The 2,194-nt window shown below is 74.4% G+C and carries 2 protein-coding genes; one reads left to right on the forward strand and one right to left on the reverse strand.

Features of this window, described 5'->3' with window-relative positions; all coding sequences use genetic code 11:
- On the forward strand, positions 1 to 1,264 hold a 1,264-nt coding region (locus tag VN520_RS28830; RefSeq protein WP_325749888.1), incomplete at its 5' end, for an FAD-dependent oxidoreductase.
- A 51-nt stretch (positions 1,265 to 1,315) separates the two neighbouring features.
- Here the strand turns inward: VN520_RS28830 and VN520_RS28835 are convergent.
- Positions 1,316 to 2,194 (reverse strand): DMT family transporter (locus tag VN520_RS28835; protein ID WP_325749889.1); only part of this gene is annotated, 879 nt, incomplete at its 5' end.

A 2,194-nucleotide genomic window follows, 5' to 3' on the forward strand; every position in this document is an offset into this window, starting at 1 on the left:
CGGCTGGCACGAGGCCCGCATCCCGACCATCGCGACGTCCGTGCCGCGCGGCGCCTTCACCTGGGTGACGGAGAAGGTGCGGGGCGCGGTGTCCGTACCGCTGGTGACCGGAAACCGCATCAACACCCCCGAGCTGGCCGAGGAGGTGCTCGCCTCGGGCCGCGCGGACATGGTGTCGATGGCCAGGCCCTTCCTCGCCGACCCCGACTTCGTCGCCAAGGCGGCAAAGGGCCGCGCCGACGCGATCAACACCTGCATCGGCTGCAACCAGGCCTGCCTGGACCACGCCTTCAGCCTGCAGATCACCTCCTGCCTGGTGAATCCGCGCGCCTGCCACGAGACGGAACTGGTGCTCTCGCCCACCCGTGTCCGTAAGCACGTCGCGGTGGTCGGCGCCGGGCCCGCAGGACTGGCGTGCGCGGTCACGGCCGCCGAGCGCGGGCACACGGTGACGCTGTTCGACGCGGCCGGCGAGATAGGCGGACAGCTGAACGTGGCACGCCGGGTGCCGGGCAAGCAGGAGTTCGACGAGACGCTGCGCTACTTCCGCACCCGGCTCGCCGAGGAAGGGATCGAGCTCCGGCTCGGCACCCGGGCCACGTCCGTCGCACTCGACGGCTTCGACGAGGTCGTCCTGGCCACCGGCGTGGAGCCCCGCTCCCCCGCCGTCCCCGGCATCGGGCATCCCAGTGTGGTCAGCTATCTGGACGTCCTGCGCGACGGTGCGCGGGTCGGTGACCGGGTGGCCGTCGTCGGGGCGGGCGGGATCGGTTTCGACGTCGCGGAGTTCCTGACCGACGGCGGTGAGGCGGCGGGTACGGACCCGGAGGTCTTCTTCCGGCAGTGGGGTGTGGACACGGACTACGCGGACCGGGGCGGGCTGCGTACGCCGGAACGTCCGCAGCCGCCGCGCACGGTGCACCTGGTCCAGCGCAAGGCGAGCAAGGTCGGGGCCGGACTCGGGAGGACGACCGGGTGGATCCACCGCACGGAGCTGCGCCGGCGCGGCGTGACGATGATCGCGGGTGCGTCCTACGACCTGATCGACGACGAGGGCCTGCACCTCACCGTGGACGGCGAGCAGCAGGTGCTCCCGGTCGACACCGTGGTGCTGTGCGCGGGTCAGGAACCGCGCCGTGAGCTGTACGAGGAACTGCGCGCCGCGGGGCGTGCCGTGCATCTGATCGGCGGCGCCGATGTGGCCGCCGAGCTGGACGCCAAGCGTGCGATCCGCCAGGGCACGGAGCTCGCCGCGGAGCTGTGATCACCTTGTCCCGGCGTGTTCGAGGATGCGTACCGTGTCACTCCCGCACCCTCACCACCTCTTCCCCGGCCGGACGGGGCCGCCTGCTGTCCCGGCGGGCTCCGGGTGCGGCACGAGCGGCTCCTCGGCGTGTACGGCGGCGCGGGGCCGGCCGCCGGCGACGATCCTGGACCGTGGCCTCGTGACGGCCGGGACCCGGGCGGCAGCGGCCGGGGCGGGGGTCCCCGCCTGCGCGCGGCTGAGCAGTGTCACGCCCCGGGCGGCGGCAGCGGCCCCGATGAACGCGGGGATCAGGCCGAGCGCCCCTCCCTGGAGGCGTTCGCCGAGCAGGACCAGTCCGATCACGGCGGCGGCGACCGGATTGGCGAGGGTGACCACGGCGAGGGGTGCGCCGAGGCCGCCCCGGTAGGCGGTCTGGGAGAGCAGCAGGCCGCCCAGGGCGAAGAAGGAGACGAGCACCGCCACGGTCACCAGCCGCAGGTCCAGCAGCGGGCCCGAGTGGTCGGTCGCGGTGACCGTGAGGGTCTGGGTGAGGGCGGAGGCCACCCCGGACGTGATGCCCGAGGCCGCCGCGTGCCGGAGTCCGGGCCGGGTGCCCGGACGGCTGAGCGCGGCGACGAGCCCCATGGTGACGGCGCCGACTCCCAGGGCCTCGGGAAGGGTCAGCGTGTCGTGCGGCGCGGCGCCGCCCGCGGCCAGGAGCAGCGCGGCGAGGCCGATGAGGGTGAGGAGCGTGCCTCGCCATTCCGTACGGCTGACCCGGCGGCCCGCGGAACGGGCGCCGAGCGGGACGGCGAGGACGAGCGTGAGCGCGCCGAGCGGCTGGACCAGGGTGAGCGGTCCGTACTTCAGCGCGGCGACGTGCAGCAGTGCCCCGCCGGCGTTCAGGCCGACCGCCGACCACCAGGCTCCGCGGCCCAGCAGGCGCAG

This window comes from Streptomyces sp. (assembly GCF_035563135.1).
Taxonomy (GTDB): domain Bacteria; phylum Actinomycetota; class Actinomycetes; order Streptomycetales; family Streptomycetaceae; genus Streptomyces.